The organism is Streptomyces sp. NPDC090798, from assembly GCF_044768965.1.
GTDB lineage: Bacteria > Actinomycetota > Actinomycetes > Streptomycetales > Streptomycetaceae > Streptomyces.
In genome coordinates this window covers 174,496-190,351 of the sequence record NZ_JBIVXA010000003.1, presented here as the reverse complement: position 1 = coordinate 190,351, position 15,856 = coordinate 174,496, and the positions used below count along the sequence as shown (strand labels likewise).

Sequence of the window (15,856 nt, the reverse complement as noted above, 5' to 3'; positions counted from 1 at the left end):
AGGTTGGGGCGTACGTACGGGGCACGTCGGAAGGAGGCGCTGGGTGATCGAGCTCGAGGGGGTTCCCGAGCTGATCGACCCGGTCATGGTGGCCGCGTTCGAGGGCTGGAACGACGCCGGCGACGCCGCCTCCACCGCGGTCGCGCATCTCGACAGGGAGTGGAAGGGCGAGGTGTTCGCGGCGCTGGACGCCGAGGACTACTACGACTTCCAGGTGAACCGCCCCACGGTGTGGCTGGACGGCGGGGTCCGCAAGATCACCTGGCCGACCACGCGCCTGTCGGTGGTCCGGGTCGGCGGCGACAAGCCGCGTGACCTCGTGCTGGTCCGGGGGATCGAGCCGTCGATGCGGTGGCGCTCGTTCTGCAACGAGCTGCTCGGCTTCGCGCACGAGCTGGGCGTGGAGCTGGTGGTGATCCTGGGCGCACTGCTCGGTGACACCCCGCACACACGTCCGGTGCCGGTGAGCGGAGTCACCTCCGACCCGGACCTGGCCCGCACGATGGACCTGGAGGAGACCAAGTACGAGGGCCCCACGGGCATCGTCGGCATCCTCCAGGAGGCGTGCACGCACGCGGGCGTACCGGCGGTGTCCCTGTGGGCGGCCGTACCGCACTATGTGTCGCAGCCGCCGAACCCGAAGGCGACGCTGGCCCTCCTCAACCGCCTGGAGGACCTGATCGACCTGCGGATCCCGCTGGGCGAGCTGCCCGAGGACGCGCGTGCCTGGCAGCTGGGCGTGGACCAGCTGGCCGCCGAGGACAGCGAGGTCGCCGAGTACGTGCAGACGCTGGAGGAGGCCCGGGACACCGCGGAGCTGCCGGAGGCGTCGGGCGAGGCGATCGCACGCGAGTTCGAGCGCTATCTGCGGCGACGGGACGGCGGCGGTCCGGCGGGCCCGGCCCCCGGCGGACACGCCACGGCCGACGGCAGCGACAGCTCCTCGTACCTGCGGGACAACCCCGGCGGCCGTCCGAAGCCTCCGAAGTCCCCGCGGCCGGAGACCGGCACCGACGACGAGGACTCCTCGGAGGACTGAGCGGACGGGTCGGACGGATCAGACGGATCGGGCCGAGCGGACGGAAGCCGGGCTGACGGAAGGGGCGGTGCGCACCTGGCGCACCGCCCCTCCGCGTTCAGCCCCCGCGGTCGCCTCGCGTCTCCTCGCGTCGCCTCGCGTCGCCTCGCGTCAGCGTTCGACGGCGATCACGTCGTACGGGGTGTCCGGCGTCGGCGTGGTCGTGAAGCGGGCGTTGGGCAAGTAGAGGCGGTCCCCGTACGCGGCCACGGTGGTCGGCACGTCGAGGTTCGGGTCGGTGAGGCGGCGCTGGAAGACGCCGCTGCGCCCGTCGGGCGAGAGCCGGAAGACGTCGATCGCGTTCTGCATGTTCTGCACCACGTACAGCGTCCGTCCGGTGAGCAGCAGCCCGTCGCCGTTGACGAGGGGCGCCGCGTCGCCGAGGTCGACGAGCCGGGTGACTCCGGTCCTCGGGTCGACCCGGTGCAGGCCGCCGACCCCGGTCTGCACGACGAGCAGGGCGGCACCGTCCGGGGTCCGCGTGATCCCGTTGGCGTTGATCGTGGCGCCGGGCATCTGGCTCCAGTCGCCGCCCAGGGGCAGCCGTACGACGTCGGCCGCGTCCGGCAGGGCGCCGCCCGGGCCGAGCGGCAGCGCGTACAGCGTGGGCTGGTAGGAGTCCGTGAACCAGACCGCGCGGGGGGTCAGGACCACGTCGTTGACGAAGGTCCCGGACTCCGTGGCGAGGACGTACGACGCGAGTTCGGCGCCGGTGCGGACGTCCACCACGCGGGCGCCCGTACCGACCGTGGCGATGAACAGCCGCCCCCTGCCGTCGAGTTTGAGCCCGGCCGCCGCCGTTCCCGGTCCCGGGGCGATGGTCCGGCCCTGTCCGGTGCGCAGATCGGCGCGGTAGACCGAACCGTCGGCGATGGATCCGAGGTAGGCGTACGGGCCGCCGCCGATGGTGATGCCTTCAGGACGGATGCCGTTCGGCAGATGTATGACGGTGGGTAACGACTTCCCCGCTGCCCGGGCCGGGCCGGCCGAGGACCCGGCGAGCGCGGCGCCGGCGGTCGCGGCACCGGCGGTGAGCAGTCTTCGGCGGCTGAGACGGCCTGGCAACGAACGGTGTGTGGATGTCACGGTGCGTCCTTCCGGGCGGGACCGGGAGTTGACCGGTCCAGCGATCAACTGTCCCGGCCACCCCACCACATGTCCCCTGACTCCGCAGCCTTTGGCCTGTTTGCTGCGTGACATCTGTTTCAGGACGGATTGCACAGGTTTCCCCATTCAACTTGTTTTCAAACCGAGTTGGCGAAGTCGGGGTGGACGAGTCGCCGTGGGCGTGCCAGGTTGTGCCCCGAAGGCGCGGCCCGGGGACGGGACATGGCAGCACCCGCACGACCGAACCGAGAGGAGCGGTACGCGATGACCGACCAGGTACAGCCGACGCAGGGCCCGGGGACGGCCGGGCCGGGACCCGACGGAGCGGGGTTCACCTACCGGGGAGCCGAGCAGGAGCTGATCGTCGTCGCACGCCCCGAGGCCCGGCTGCGCGCCGGGGCCGAGGGCGTCCGCTCGGCGGCGGGCTCGGACGTGTCGGCCCTCAACATGTTCCTCAGTGACGAACAGCTCGCCCTGGAGCCGCTGTTCGGCAGCGAGGAACGACTGCGGCAGTCCGAGGTGGCGGACGGCGGGGGCGGAAGCGGCCTCGCGCTCTTCTACCGGGTGCGCGGCGTCGAGAGCCGCGCCCAGGAACTGCGTTCACGGATCGCCGCGCTGCCGGAGATCGACACGGCGTACGTGAAGCCCGGCGCCGTCCCCGCCTCGGTGGGGTCGGTCGGGCGGACCGCACAGGACTCGGCGAGCCCGGACGACGGCCGGCAGACGAAGGAAGGGGCGCCGGTCACCCCGGACTTCACCAGCCGCCAGGGCTATCTGCGGCCGGCCCCCGAGGGCATCGACGCCCACTGGGCCTGGCAGCGGCCGGGCGGTACGGGCCAGGGCGTGACGGTGATCGATGTGGAGGGGGCGTGGCAGCTGGGCCACGAGGACCTGGCCGCGAAGCTCGCGGGCGTGGTCGTCGGCACCCCGCTGACGGACCTCGCCTGGCGCAACCACGGCACCGCCGTCATCGGGGTGATCGGGGGCGACCGCGACGAGCGCGGGATCACCGGCATCGCGCCGGACGCGGTGACCGCGGCCGCGTCCTTCCAGGGCATGGGCACGGCGGCCGCGATCCACGCGGCGGCCGAGCGGCTGGGCCCCGGTGACATCATCCTGGTCGAACTGCACGCCCCAGGGCCGCGGTTCGACTTCGAGGAGCGCGACGACCAGCAGGGTTACATCGCGATCGAGTGGTGGCCCGACAACTTCGCGGCCATCCGGTACGCGACCGCCAAGGGAGTGCTCGTCGTGGCGGCCGCGGGCAACGGCGCCGAGTCGCTCGACGACGCGGTGTACGAGCGGCGCCCCGCCGAGTTCCCCGCGTGGTGGCGCAACCCCTTCAACCCTGCCAACCCGTCCTCCGGCGCGGTGCTGGTCGGCGCCGGCGCACCGCCGCCCGGCACGCACGGCCGCGACCACGGCCCGGACCGCTCCCGCCTCGCCTTCTCCAACTACGGGGCGCGGGTGGACGCGCAGGGCTGGGGCCGCGAGGTCACGACCACCGGCGGCTTCTGGGACCGGCCCGGCGATCTGCAGGGCGGTGCCGAGGAGATCGGCTGGTACACGGACACGTTCTCCGGGACCTCCTCCGCCTCCCCGGTGGTGGTCGGCGCCCTGGCCGCGCTGCAGGGCATGCTCAAGGCGGCGGCCCAGGAACCGATGTCCCCGGAGCGTGCCCGCGCGGTGCTGCGGGCCACCGGCTCCCCGCAGCAGGACGCGCCGGGCCGGCCCGCCTCCCAGCGGATCGGCAACCGGCCGGACATCAAGGCGGCGGTCACCCGTCTGCTGCCGGAGGCGGTCGGCTCGGGCCAGGCCGAACGGTACTGGGACGAGCTGCTGCCGTACCCGCGCGAACTCCCGCCCAGGCTCCGGCTGTTCGTGGCCGGTGACTGGCGCAACCTCAACAACCCCTCCCCCGAGATCCGTCAGGCGGTGCACTCCGCCTTCGCGGGCGGACGGCCCGACGTACGTGTCTGGTTCTCGCAGGACGAGATCGTCGGCCTGGTGGTCACGGGCTGACGTGTCCGAGGGCGTAGCCGCAAGTCAACGATTCGATGATTCACGGAAGGTGGCACCCGTATGAGCACCACCCCGCAGATGAGTCAGCAGCAAGGGCACCAACAGGGCATCCAGCAGGGGCAGCAGGGACCGAGCACGGCGCCGCCCCAGCAGTTCGGGCAGTTCGGGCAGCAGCAGCCCATGGCGTTCGGACAGCAGATGCAGCAGCTGTTCGGCCAGCCGCAGAACCCGCAGCACCAGAACCCGCTTCAGCAGAACCCGCAACACCAGAACCCGCAGCAGCACATCCCGCTGCAGCAGATTCCGCAGCACCTCCAGCAGCAGCTCCAGCAGATGGGGCAGCAGCAGCCGTTCCAGCAGTTGCTCCAGCAGCTCGGCGGGCAGCAGCAACAGCAGCAGGCGCAGGTCCTGACGAGCGGGATCGCCCAGCACTTCTGGGACGTGGTCACCCCGCTCCCGAGCCAGCCGTCGATCCTCTACCTGTTCATCGACAACGCCTGGCGCCCCCTGGTGAACCCCAACCAGATCACCCACGACGAAGTCCAGCAGGCCTTCGCCTACGGGCAGCAGGTCATCGGCGTCTACGACGCCAACAGCAGCGCCGTACAGGCCGTCATCGTGAACAAGTGACGCTCTGAGAAAGGAGAACGAAGGGGCGCCGGGCGGTACGACCGCCCGGCGCCCCCATGTACGAGAGGAACTACAGGGCCACTCCCAGGAGGGCGTCCACGGCGCGCGAGACGACGCCGGGGGCGCCCTCGTCCGTACCGCCCGTCTCGCGCTGGAGCGCCGCCCAGCGGTCGACCGCGGCGAGCGCCGCCGGTGCGTCCAGGTCGTTCGCGAGGGCCTCGCGGATCTCCTCGACCAGCGCCTCGGCGGACGGCCCGTCGGGACGTGACACCGCCGCCCGCCAGTTCTCCAGACGGGCGACCGCGTCCGCGAGGACGGTGTCCGTCCACTCCCAGTCGGCGCGGTAGTGGTGCGCGAGGAGGGCGAGGCGGATGGCGGCCGGGTCGACGCCGTCGCGCCGGAGCTTCGACACGAAGACGAGGTTGCCCTTGGACTTCGACATCTTCTCGCCGTCGAGGGCGACCATGCCGGCGTGCACGTACGCCTTGGCCATCGGGAACTCGCCGGTGAGCACCTGGGCGTGCGAGGCGCCCATCTCGTGGTGCGGGAAGGCGAGGTCGGAGCCGCCGCCCTGGACGTCGAAGCCCATCCCGAGGTGGTCGAGGGCGATGGCGACGCACTCGATGTGCCAGCCGGGCCGGCCGCGGCCGAGCGAGCCCCCGTCCCAGCTGGGCTCCCCCTCCCGCCCCGCCATCCAGAGCATCGGGTCGAGCGGGTTCTTCTTGCCCGGACGGTCCGGGTCGCCGCCCCGCTCGGCGGAGAGCAGGCGCATGGCGGCGGCGTCCAGGTTGGACACCTTGCCGAAGTTGGGGTCGGACTCGACGGAGAAGTAGACGTCCCCTTCGAGTTCGTACGCCGCGCCCGCGTCCCGCAGCCGCTCGACGAGCGGCACGATGCCGGGTATCGCCTCGACGGCGCCTATGTAGTGCCGCGGCGGCAGCATCCGCAGGGCGGTCATGTCCTCACGGAAGAGGGCGGTCTCCTTCTCGGCGAGTCCCACCCAGTCGACGCCGTCGCGCTCCGCCCGCTCCAGGAGCGGGTCGTCGACGTCGGTCACGTTCTGGACGTAGTGAACCTGCCGCTTGGTGTCGAGCCACACGCGCTGAACGAGGTCGAACGCGTTGTAGGTCGCCGCGTGACCCATGTGGGTCGCGTCGTACGGCGTGATGCCGCAGACGTAGATACGGGCGACGGGACCGGGGTCGAGTGTGACGAGGCCGCCGGTCGCGGTGTCGTGGATCTGGAGGTCGCGGCCCTCACCAGGCAGGGCGGGGACCTCAGAAGCGGGCCAGGCATGCATGTCATGAGCCTAACCGGACGGAACTTCCGTGTACGAACCGGACCAGCCCTGATGACGTGGAAGGCCCTCTTGCGCAATGCCCGACGGTGTGCGTCACCCGGTCCTACGGGGGTGAGGCCGCCGTACGACGGGCACAGCCCACCGCGCGCGCACCCCGAAGTCGGCGGTCCGTCCCCCCTCACATGCGCCGTGAGCGCGAGCGCGAGCCGCCCGGCCCGCGCCCCGCCCCACGCGCCTGTTGCGCCGCCAGGACCGGCTACGCGCGAGGCAACGGGTTCGCGGCCACCGGCGGCCCGCGTAGGCCTGCCGGGCCAAGCCCGCGGTGTTCGCGTCGCTGGTGGTCGGCAGTCGCGGGTGTGTGGTGCGGCGGAGGTGCGGGACGTGGGACGCCGGTTTGGTGGTGCGCGCCCCCGGCGTCCGCCGGTGGACGGCGCCCCCACAGGCCTACGCACCGGGGGGCGGCCCTCAGGCAGGCCACCCCCAGACCGGCCACCGCCACACTGGCCACCGCCAGGCCGGGCACCGCCAGACCGGGCACCCCCAGACCGGCCACCGCCAGGCTGGGCACCGCCACGGGCGGGCACCGCCGGACTGGGCACCGCCAGACCGGGCACCCCCAGGCCGGGCACCCCCAGGCCGGGCACCCCCAGGCCGGGCACCCCCAGGCCGGGCACCCCCAGGCCGGGCACCCCCAGGCCGGGCACCGCCACGGGCGGCTGCGCGCCCGGGCGTGGCCCCGCCCGCATGTCGGCCCGGCCGGATGTCGGGGCGCCCGGGCGTGAGCCCATCTGGTGCTGGGGCGGCGGGACCTGTCCCGGGGGAGCCGTGGTCCGCGCGACCCGGTTGGCGGGCCCGGACCCCGGACGGTCGAGGGTGTTTACACCGGTGGCCAGGGGATCGCCGGCCACTCCCCGCTCGGCTCCGGGTGTTTCCCCGAGGCGAGCATCGCCTCGACACGCGCGCGTGTGGCGTCGATCTCGGTGGTGGTGATGAGTTCGGCCAACCGGGTGGCGAGCGGCGCGCCCGGCGCCAGCCCGTCCCGCAGGGAGGTGAGGACCTCGACCGCCTCCGGCGTCAGCGGCTCCCCCGCCCAGCCCCACAGCAGCGTGCGCAGCTTGTTCTCGGCGTTGAAGGTGACGCCGTGGTCGATGCCGTACAGCCGCCCCTCACCGGCGGGCAGCAGATGCCCGCCCTTGCGGTCGGCGTTGTTGATCACGGCGTCGAGCACGGCGAGCCGTCGCAGCCGGACATCGTCGGCGTGCACGAGCAGCGCCGTCTCTCCCTCGCCGACCTCGGCGAAGCCGATGGCCTTCCATCCCGCCGCGGGCTCCTCGGCCTCCACCAGGGCCAGCAGCCCGTCCCCGTCGGCCTCGGGCAGGGCCTCGATCCACAGCTGGCACATGCCCTCGCCGTAGGGCCCGTCGCGCAGCACGGTGGTGGGGACCAGCCCCCAGCCCGTGGCCTCGGAGACCTCGTACGCGGCCACCTCACGCTGGGCGAGGGTCCCGTCGGGGAAGTCCCACAGGGGCCGCTCCCCAGCGACCGGTTTGTAGACGCAGAACGCGTCCCGGCCCTCGTACGAAACGGAGCAGTACAGCACCGCGTTCGAGGCCTCACGGATCCGTCCGCGCACCTTCAGCTCGCCCAGGGCGAGCAGCTCGGCCGTGGTCACGCTCCGCGGCGGTATCCGTTCTGGCGCGGACATACGTGTCCTTCCGGGTCGAGCGGGAGGCTGCACAGCGGGCAGGGCGGCCGGCCCGCGTTGACGACGTCGAGGGCGCGCTTGGCGAAGGCTCTGGCCTGCGCGCCGGTGAGCCGGACGCGAAGCATCGGCGGGCCGTTCTCCTCGTCCTGGAGCAACCTTTCCTCGGCCTCGGCGAGGTCCTCGTCGGTATCGGCGTCGAGCTCCACGAGAGCCTGCGCCTCGACGATCATGCGCTGTTCGTCACCGTCCCAGGCCAGCGCCATCGTGCCGACCCTGAACTCCTCGTCCACCGGGGTGTCGAGAGGGGCGGTGTCGGACACCTCGGTGGGGGCCATGGCCGGGACGGGTGCGCTGCCGCCGGTGCGCCGTACGACCTCGTCGAGGAGCTCGTCCATGCGTTCGGCGAGCGCGGCGACCTGGGTCTTCTCCAGGGCGACGCTGGTCACCCGGGGGCCTGCGGAGGCCTGCAGGAAGAAGGTACGGCGCCCGGGCAACCCGACCGTACCGGCCACGAAACGGTCCGGGGGGTCGTAGAGGAACACCTGACGGGACACGTCCTGTCTCCATTGGAATCGGCATGTGGACCGGCTGACTGCCTAGGCCCTCATCGGCTGCTGACAACTTGTTGACAACTACTGCGCTGCTTCAACCGCTTCACCCTACTGCGGCCGACGATCACGGTGCGCCCGCACCGCCCCCGACCGGGGCGTCCCCGCTGGGCGGCTCCTCGCGCGGCGCCAGGGAGGCGAGGTCGCCGGTGTCCCCGAGGCGCACAAGGAAGGGGCGCAGTCGTGTGTAACGGATCGCGGTGATGGAACACGGTTCTACAGAGATCCGCTGGAAGAGGTCGAGATGAAGTCCGAGTGCGTCCGCGACGAGGGACTTGATGATGTCGCCGTGCGAACACATGACGTAGACCGCGTCGCCGCCGTGGTCGCGCTCCACACGCGCGTTCCACTCGCGCACCGCTTCGGCCGCCCGTGTCTGCATCGCCCGCATGGATTCTCCGCCGGGGAACGCGGCCGCGGACGGATGCGCCTGTACGACCTCCATCAGCGGCTCGTCCTTCAGCTCGGCGAGCTTGCGGCCGGACCAGTCGCCGTAGTGCGCCTCCCCGATCCGCTCGTCGGTGTGCACGCGCAGCTCGGGGCGGGCGTCGAGCAGCGGCTGCACGGTCTCCTGGCAGCGCTGGAGGGGGCTGGTGACGACTTCGGAGATCGGCAGCGCGGCGAGCCGGCCGGGCAGCGCCGCGGCCTGCTGGGCGCCGCGCTCGTCGAGGGCGACGCCGGGCGTCCAGCCGGCGAGCAGCCCAGCGGTGTTGGCGGTCGAACGTCCGTGCCGTACGAGAATCAGGGTGGGCATGCGGCCCAGCGTAAACGGGTGGCTCGGGGACCCGGAGGGGGCTGTGGACAACGGCGGCCGGAGTGCGGTGGCGGCCGGGCGACGGGAGAATACGCTCCGTGATCGTCGACTGCGCCATTTACCACCACGGGCGCCGGGCGGAGGGCCCCGAGGACCTCTCCGACGCCCTGGATCTGGCACGCGCCGAGGGCGACGCGTTCATCTGGATCGGGCTGTACGAGCCGACGGAGCAGGAGTTCGACCTCGTCACCGAGGAGTTCGGGCTGCATCCGCTGGCGGTCGAGGACGCCCTCAAGGCGCATCAGCGGCCCAAGCTGGAGATGTTCGACGATTCACTGTTCGTGGTCCTGAAGCCGGTCGAGTACGAGGCGGAGAGCGATGTCGTCACCACCGGTGAGGTGATGGTGTTCATCGGGGACTCCTTCGTGGTGACCGTCCGGCACGGCGAGTGCTCGCCCCTCGCGCAGGTGCGCCGCCGGCTGGAGGAGGACCCCGAGATGCTGCGGCACGGACCGACGGCGGTGCTCTACTCGATCGCCGACGCGACGGTCGACCACTACCTGGAGGTGGCGACCGAGCTCCAGACGGACCTGGAGGCGCTGGAGGCCGAGGTCTTCTCGCCGAGTGGCGGCGGTTCGCGGTACACCGCGTCCAGGATCTACACGTTCAAGCGGCAGATCCTGGAGTTCCGGCGGGCGACGGTCCCGTTGACCGTTCCGCTGACCCGGCTCTCGGGCTCGGGCACCGCCGGCGCCCCGGTGCCGTTCGTGAACGAGAAGGCGCAGCCCTTCTTCCGCGACGTCAACGACCATCTGGCCCGTGTGAACGAGTCGGTGGAGAGCCTGGACCGGCTGGTCTCGGACATCCTCTCGGCGCATCTCGCGCAGATGAGCGTGCGCCAGAACGACGACATGCGGAAGATCTCGGCGTGGGCGGCCATGGCCGCGGTCCCCACGATGATCGCCGGCATCTACGGCATGAACTTCGACCACATGCCCGAGCTGCATTGGCTCTGGTCGTATCCGGCGGTGATCCTGGCGATGGTGGCGCTGGAATTCCTGCTGTACCACCTCTTCAAGCGGCGGGGCTGGCTGTGACCGGCGTGCGAGCAGGTGGGCGGATGTGAGCGTCGGCGACCGCGGGTCACGCCACCTCCGGTGCGGGCGTCGCGGGGCCGCCCAGGGCGTCGCGGTGTTCCGGCATCCTCAGGGAGACCATGCGGCGCCAGCCCGCGGCGCGCTCGTAGGCGTAGACGGTGTGGATGGCCGCGGTGAGCGTCGCCGCCCTGGCCCTCGACCAGCCGAGAATGCGGCCCATGTGGGTCATCACGGCGAGACTGACGTCCCGGTAGACGCGGATCTCGGCGAGCGCGCACGCGCGCAGCGTCCGCCGGATGGCACGGCCGTGTCCGGCGGACGCGAAGCGGAGCAGCTCCTCGTGGCAGTAGGCGAGGTCCTGTCCTCGTCCTGGGAGATCATGCGGACCGCGCGACCGATGTCGGGACGGTCGGCGAAGTGCCTGCGCAGCAGCTCCATCTGCTCGGAGGCACGCTGCTCGGTGACCCTGCTGTGGGCGAGGTACATGACGATGTCTCGTACGGTGAGTGGCTCTTCGCTCTTCAGCTTGTCGTGGGCGAGTCCGATCCCGTGGCGTTCCAGGAGCATCGTGTAGTCGGTGTCGGCCGGGACCTCGACCGGTGCGAGGCCGCGCTTCCTCATCAGGGCGCCGAAGATCCGCCCGTGCTTGTCCTCGTCGGCGCCGTGCCGGGTGATCTTCGGGGCGAGTTCGCGTGCGCTCTGCGGGACGAGGGCGGCGATGCGGGCGTTCTCCCAGCCACCCTGCGACTCCCCGCTGGCGGCGATGGAGCAGAAGAGCCGGAACGACTCGTCGTTGTCGAGGATCTCCTGAAACAGACTCTTGGCCGAAAGCATCGATGACACCTTTCTGCAGGGTCCGCAGAAAACGAGTCAAATGGGATGCCGAATGCCCGGCAACCGAGGTGTCGGACAAATGCGCCGAACGAAGGATGACGGGACGGGCCCGCGCGCGTAACCCAGGGCACGCCCGCGCGTTGTTCCCCGTGACGGCCGTGGCGGGGAAGACCCCCCGAGCCCCCACCACGGCCGCAGAACTTCTTCCGTCCCTCCGGGGACGGGGTTGCGACGCGTTACGCCAGACCGGCCCGCTCCAGCGCGTCCGAACCGGCGCGGAGCGAGGCCATCCGGTCCTCCAGCGTGAAGCCGGCGGGCGACAGCGTGAGCGTGGTGACGCCCGCCGCCGCGTAGGCCTTCATCCGGTCGGCGATGCGGTCCACGGAGCCGAGCAGGGTGGTCTGGTCGATCAGCGCGTGCGGCACGGCGGCGGCCGCGCCCTCCTTGTCGCCGGACAGGTACTTGTCCTGGATCTCGGCGGCCTCCTTCTCGTATCCCATGCGCTGGGCGAGCTGGTTGTAGAAGTTCTGCTTGCGGCTGCCCATGCCGCCGACGTACAGAGCGGTGTAGGGGCGGAACATGTCGGCGAGCGCCGTCACGTCCTTGTCGGCGCCGACGGCGAGCGGCAGCGTCGGGCAGACGTCGAAGCCCTCCATGGTCTTGCCGGCCTTCTCCCGGCCCGCCCGCAGATGGCGGAGCGCGGTGTCCTCGAGGTGCTCGGCCGAGGGGAAGATCAGCAGGGCGCCGTCGGCGATCTCTCCGGTCTGCTCCAGGTTCTTCGGGCCGATCGCGGCGATGTACAGCGGGATGTGCTCGCGCTGCGGGTGCACCGTCAGCTTGATCGGCTTGCCCGGACCGTCCGGCAGCGGCAGCGTCCAGTGCTCGCCCTCGTACGACAGCCGCTCGCGGGTCATCGCCTTGCGTACGATCTCGACGTACTCGCGGGTGCGGGCCAGCGGCTTGTCGAACTTGACTCCGTACCAGCCCTCGGAGACCTGCGGTCCGGAGACGCCGAGGCCGAGGCGGAAGCGCCCGCCGGAGAGCGAGTCGAGCGTCGCGGCGGTCATCGCGGTCATCGCGGGCTGACGGGCCGGGATCTGGAAGATCGCCGAGCCGACGTCGATGCGCTCGGTCTTGGCGGCGACCCAGGTGAGCACGGTCGCCGCGTCCGAGCCGTAGGCCTCGGCGGCCCAGCACACCGCGTATCCCAGTCGGTCGGCCTCCTGGGCGACGGCGAGATTGTCCGCGTCCATTCCGCCGCCCCAGTAGCCGAGGTTGATCCCGAGCTGCATGGCCGATCCCCTTACCGATCAGTAACGTCCCTTGTGCCGGAGACCCTAGCGCGCTGGTGGGCGCGGCGGCAGGAACGGGTTCAGGTCTGATCATCCAGGTTGTCCACAGGGCCCCCACGAGGCGAGTTCTGGCCAGTAATCTCGGCGTCCATGGAGCAGAGGCATCTCGGCCGTACCGGCCTGCGTGTGTCCCGGATCGGACTCGGCACCCTCACGTGGGGGCGGGATACCGACGAGCACGACGCCGCGGAGCTGTTGAAGGTGTTCTGGGAAGCGGGCGGGAACCTCGTCGACACCGCGGATGTGTACGGGGACGGGGAGTCGGAGTACCTGCTCGGACAGCTCATAGAAGGGCTCGTGCCGCGTCGGGACCTGGTCATTTCCACGAAGGCGGGCAGTGTGCCCGACCCGGACCGGCGGTTCGACGGCTCGCGCGGGCACCTCCTGTCGGCACTCGACGCCTCGCTTCAGCGCCTCGGCACGGACTACGTGGATCTTTGGCACGTCCACGCCTTCGACCCGGACACCCCGCTGGAGGAGACCCTCCAGGCGCTCGACCTCGCGGTCAGCAGCGGTCGCGCGAGATACGCGGGGGTGTCCAACTTCTGCGGCTGGCAGCTCGCCAAGGCGGCGACCTGGCAGCTGGCGGCGCCCGGGACACGGACGCGGATCGCGAGTACGCAGATGGAGTACTCCCTGCTCCAGCGCGGCGTGGAGCGGGAGGTGCTGCCCGCGGCGCTCGACCTGGGCGTGGGCCTGCTGCCGTCCTCCCCGCTCGGGCGGGGTGTGCTCACCGGGAAGTACCGGGGCGGCACACCGTCGGACTCCCGGGGCGGCTCGGAGCACCTCGCGCCGTTCGTCGCCCCGTACCTGGACGACACGGCGAGCGGCATCGTGGACGCGGTGACGACGGCGGCGGACGGCCTCGCGGTCACGCCGTTGCAGGTCGCCCTCGCGTGGGTGCGCGACCGGCCCGGTGTCGCCGCCCCGATCGTCGGCGCGCGCAACGCGCAGCAGCTCATGGCCGCGTTGTCAGTGGAGACCCTTAGTCTTCCTGACGAGATCTGCCGGGCGCTCGACGACGTGTCGGCACCGGTGCACCACTATCCCGATCACGACTGGAGCACGCTGTGAGCACGGAGCCCGAGACCACGGAGGAAGTGGAGCCGGGGACGCCGGGCGCGGGAGCGACCGCCGGCCCGCCGGACGCCGACACGGACGCGGACTCGGACGCGGTCACGGACGCCGGCACCACGCCCTCCGGGGGCGAGGGGACCACGGTCGAGGGCGGAGCGGAAACCGAAGGCGCGGCGGACGCCACAAAGCTGTCCGAGGCAGAGGCCGAGTTGGCGGCGCAGCGGCTGGAGCGTGAGCGGATCGAGCGGCGGAAGGCCGAGAAGCAGGGGCCGATCGCGGCCGGGGCCAAGCTCAGCGGGACGGCCGCCGATCTGCTCGCGGCGGTGCGGGCCGTGGAAAGCGGCGAGAAGCCCGTGGCCACCGCCTTCCGTGAGCCCGAGCCGACGCCGCGCAGAGCGGTCGCACCGGAGCCCGTGCCGCGCCCGCAGCCGGTGGCCGCCCCGGCCGAGACCTCGGCGGCCCTCGCACCGGAAGCCGTCGCCGCCGTACGCGCCGTGCTGGGCGAAGGCGGCGCACCCGACACCCTCGCACCGGAGGCCCTCGCGGCTCTCGGCGAGGGCGCGGACGACCAGCTGCGCGAGGACCCCTGGCAGTTGCTGCGGGTCGCCGGGGTGCGGCCGGAGCAGGCCGACGGGTTCGCCCGCGCGCTGCTCGGCGCGGAGTGCCGCCCGGACGACGAGCGGCGCGGGCGGGCGGTCACCGTATGGCTCCTCGAGCAGGCGGCCCTGGCCGGGCACACCGCCCTCGACGCCCCCGCGCTCACCGCCGCGCTCGCCCAGCGCGCGGTGCCGGATCCGGACGCGGCCGTGCAGAGCGCCCTCGCGGAGGGCGACGCGCTGGTCTTCCAGGACGCCCTCGACACCGCGCCCCCGGCCCAGGCGGAGGGCGCCGAGGAGCCCGAGGAGCGCCCGGTGCGCGTCCTCATCGGCCTGGAGCGGTACGCGCTGGCCGAGGAGAGCCTCGCCGACGGACTGGCCCGGGTCATGAACTCCGTACCGAAGACGGACGGCTCGGCCGACGGCTGGGAGCAGGCCGCCACGTCGGCCACCCGCTCCGCCGCGGAGCTGATCCGGGCGGTCGCGGGCCACGGCCTGGTCCTGCACACCGGCGGGCACGCGTCCTTGGCCGAGGCGGCGGCACTGCTGCACGCCGCGCGCGGTCTCGGCCTGCGCGCCTGGGCCGCCACCCACACGCCGAGCGGCCGCGACGACTGCACGGCCCGGATGGCGCGGTACGACCTGCCGGACGGCCCCTCGGGCGACGCCGGGGAGGGGCCGGTCACCGGCGTCACCACCGTCGCGGGACTCCTCTCGGGCGCCGAGGGCCCTGGCCGGGACACGGACGGCGCCTTCGACCTGGACCTCCTGGTCGTCCTGGACGCACCGCAGCTGGACGTCGAGACGGCGGCGATGCTCGCCGAATCGCTGCCGGACGGCGCGCGGCTGGTGCTGAGCGGGGACCCGGGGGTGCTGTGGTCGGCGGGTCCGGGTCGGGTCTTCGCCGATCTGCTGGCCGCCCGGGTGTGCCCGCAGGTGGCCTCCCGGACGCCGGACCCCGGCCCCATCGGGGAGCTTGTCTCCGGGGTCGGCATCGGTGAGCTCAACCAGGTCGAGGCGCCCGGCAAGGAAGTCGTGATCGTCCCCGTGCGGGACGCCGGCGAGGCGGTGCACCGGACCGTGCAGCTGGTCGCGGACTCGGTGCCGCGCGCCATCGGCATCCCGGCCGAGCAGACCCAGGTGATCACCCCGGGACACGGCGGCGCCGTCGGCACCCGCGCACTGAACAGCGCGCTCAAGGAGCGGCTGAACCCGGGTCCCGGCCGCTTCGGCGGCTTCGACCCCGGAGACCGCGTCGCCCACTCCCCCGCTCCGGGTCGTACGGCGGTGGGACACGTGGTGAAGGCCGACGCCGACGGGCTGCACCTGGAGTGCTCGGGTCTGCCCGTCGTCGTACCGAAGGAGCGGGTGGAGCAGTCCGTGCGGCACGGCTGGGCACTCACGGCGCACCAGGCGGTCGGGCTGCGCTGGCCCGCCGCGGTCGTGGTGCTCCCCGGTGACGCGGCGGCGGCCCTGACCAGGCCCTGGGTCTACACGGCCTTCGGCCGGGCCGAGCGCCATCTGTCCGTGGTCCACGGGGTGGAGCAGGCCCTGCAGCGGGCGGTGGCCGAGGTCCCGCAGAAGCCGCGCACCACGCGCCTGCCCGCCCTGCTCAAGGCACAGGTCCCGGCAGCGGGCTGAGCCGCCCCGCAGGGACACGGCTCCCGTACGCGGGAAGGTGGCGGCCACCGGGCTT

The 15,856-nt window shown here is 72.5% G+C and carries 12 protein-coding genes and 1 pseudogene; 6 read left to right on the top strand and 7 right to left on the bottom strand.

Going from position 1 to position 15,856, the window contains the following annotated elements; genetic code table 11:
- Window positions 1-43: 43 nt before the first annotated feature.
- Window positions 44-1,039 (top strand): PAC2 family protein, encoded by a 996-nt coding sequence (locus ACIQTP_RS08385; RefSeq protein WP_402043842.1) that lies wholly within the window; start codon window positions 44-46, stop codon window positions 1,037-1,039.
- Window positions 1,040-1,189: 150 nt separating this feature from the next.
- Here the strand turns inward: ACIQTP_RS08385 and ACIQTP_RS08380 are convergent, their stop codons facing one another.
- Window positions 1,190-2,164 carry an SMP-30/gluconolactonase/LRE family protein gene (locus ACIQTP_RS08380; protein WP_403397574.1) on the bottom strand — a complete coding sequence of 325 codons (975 nt, stop codon included), beginning with the start codon at window positions 2,162-2,164 and terminating at the stop codon, window positions 1,190-1,192.
- Between the two features lie 285 nt (window positions 2,165-2,449).
- Between ACIQTP_RS08380 and ACIQTP_RS08375 the strand changes: the two genes are divergently transcribed.
- Window positions 2,450-4,207 (top strand): S8 family peptidase, encoded by a 1,758-nt coding sequence (locus ACIQTP_RS08375; protein ID WP_403397572.1) that lies wholly within the window; start codon window positions 2,450-2,452, stop codon window positions 4,205-4,207.
- 60 nt (window positions 4,208-4,267) lie between these two features.
- Window positions 4,268-4,837, top strand: a complete 570-nt coding sequence (locus ACIQTP_RS08370) for a hypothetical protein (RefSeq protein ID WP_403397570.1) — start codon at window positions 4,268-4,270, stop codon at window positions 4,835-4,837.
- A gap of 70 nt (window positions 4,838-4,907) precedes the next feature.
- Here the strand turns inward: ACIQTP_RS08370 and mshC are convergent, their stop codons facing one another.
- The 4 genes from mshC to ACIQTP_RS08350 all read right to left on the bottom strand — a co-directional run bounded on the left by mshC (window position 4,908) and on the right by ACIQTP_RS08350 (window position 9,204).
- Window positions 4,908-6,137 (bottom strand): cysteine--1-D-myo-inosityl 2-amino-2-deoxy-alpha-D-glucopyranoside ligase, encoded by a 1,230-nt coding sequence (mshC, locus tag ACIQTP_RS08365; RefSeq protein WP_403397568.1) that lies wholly within the window; start codon window positions 6,135-6,137, stop codon window positions 4,908-4,910.
- 877 nt (window positions 6,138-7,014) lie between these two features.
- Entirely contained in the window at window positions 7,015-7,842 is an 828-nt protein-coding gene (locus ACIQTP_RS08360; RefSeq protein WP_403397565.1) for an SCO1664 family protein, read from the bottom strand.
- Window positions 7,806-8,396, bottom strand: coding sequence for a DUF3090 domain-containing protein (locus ACIQTP_RS08355; protein WP_403397562.1), 591 nt, complete (start codon window positions 8,394-8,396; stop codon window positions 7,806-7,808). Before ACIQTP_RS08355 ends, ACIQTP_RS08360 begins: the two co-directional genes overlap by 37 nt.
- A 121-nt stretch (window positions 8,397-8,517) precedes the next feature.
- On the bottom strand, window positions 8,518-9,204 hold the full coding sequence (locus ACIQTP_RS08350) for a histidine phosphatase family protein (protein ID WP_067365234.1): 687 nt from the start codon (window positions 9,202-9,204) through the stop codon (window positions 8,518-8,520).
- A gap of 98 nt (window positions 9,205-9,302) precedes the next feature.
- Here ACIQTP_RS08350 and corA point away from each other — a divergent pair, with 98 nt between their 5' ends.
- The gene (gene corA / locus ACIQTP_RS08345) at window positions 9,303-10,301 is read left to right on the top strand and encodes a magnesium/cobalt transporter CorA (protein WP_403397559.1); all 999 of its coding nucleotides are present in this window, start codon (window positions 9,303-9,305) and stop codon (window positions 10,299-10,301) included.
- 46 nt (window positions 10,302-10,347) lie between these two features.
- Here the strand turns inward: corA and ACIQTP_RS08340 are convergent.
- Both ACIQTP_RS08340 and ACIQTP_RS08335 read right to left on the bottom strand, forming a co-directional pair.
- Window positions 10,348-11,135: pseudogene (locus ACIQTP_RS08340) on the bottom strand (ferritin-like domain-containing protein).
- A 236-nt stretch (window positions 11,136-11,371) separates the two neighbouring features.
- Complete coding sequence (locus ACIQTP_RS08335; protein WP_403397557.1) at window positions 11,372-12,427, bottom strand: LLM class F420-dependent oxidoreductase; 1,056 nt, start codon at window positions 12,425-12,427, stop codon at window positions 11,372-11,374.
- Window positions 12,428-12,577: 150 nt separating this feature from the next.
- On the opposite strand from ACIQTP_RS08335, the gene ACIQTP_RS08330 reads away from it, so the two are divergent.
- Both ACIQTP_RS08330 and ACIQTP_RS08325 read left to right on the top strand, forming a co-directional pair.
- Window positions 12,578-13,561, top strand: a complete 984-nt coding sequence (locus ACIQTP_RS08330; protein WP_403397555.1) for an aldo/keto reductase — start codon at window positions 12,578-12,580, stop codon at window positions 13,559-13,561.
- A complete protein-coding gene (locus ACIQTP_RS08325; RefSeq protein ID WP_403397553.1) occupies window positions 13,558-15,801 on the top strand; it encodes a helix-hairpin-helix domain-containing protein in 2,244 nt (747 codons plus the stop codon). The genes ACIQTP_RS08330 and ACIQTP_RS08325 overlap by 4 nt, the downstream gene beginning before the upstream one ends.
- Window positions 15,802-15,856 lie beyond the last annotated feature (55 nt).